Origin of the sequence: Adlercreutzia equolifaciens, assembly GCF_029076695.1 — a bacterium.
Taxonomy (GTDB): Bacteria; Actinomycetota; Coriobacteriia; order Coriobacteriales; family Eggerthellaceae; genus Adlercreutzia; species Adlercreutzia equolifaciens_A.
This window is the reverse complement of record NZ_JARFIK010000582.1, coordinates 1-290: the sequence shown is the minus strand read 5'-3', so window position 1 is coordinate 290 and position 290 is coordinate 1. Positions and strand designations below refer to the sequence as shown.

The following is a 290-nucleotide window of genomic DNA, read 5'->3' as shown; positions in this document are numbered from 1 at the left end:
GGGAGACCAGCAGCACGAACACCACAACAACGGCACTGCCCACCAGGCAGCACAGCTAATCGCCGTAGACGGTCATCAGATACTCACCCACGCTGAGCGTTGACAGGTACTCCCGAATCTCCGAAGCGCGCACCAGCTCGTTCATGCCCGCGTAAGACGAGCCGTAGAAGAACAGCACGTACTCAATGCGCCCGGCATGGGCTCCCTGAATGACACCAAGCGTCGAGGGAGAGGCCAGGGAGTTCTTCAGCGCACCCTGGTACACCGCGCCCGACACTGCCAGGGCGGCT

At 62.1% G+C, this 290-nt stretch carries 1 protein-coding gene; it reads right to left on the bottom strand.

The features are described 5' to 3' along the window. Positions 1-55: 55 nt before the first annotated feature. The coding region (locus PZH32_RS13690) for an iron chelate uptake ABC transporter family permease subunit (protein ID WP_275208809.1) at positions 56-290 on the bottom strand (235 nt) is incomplete at its 5' end.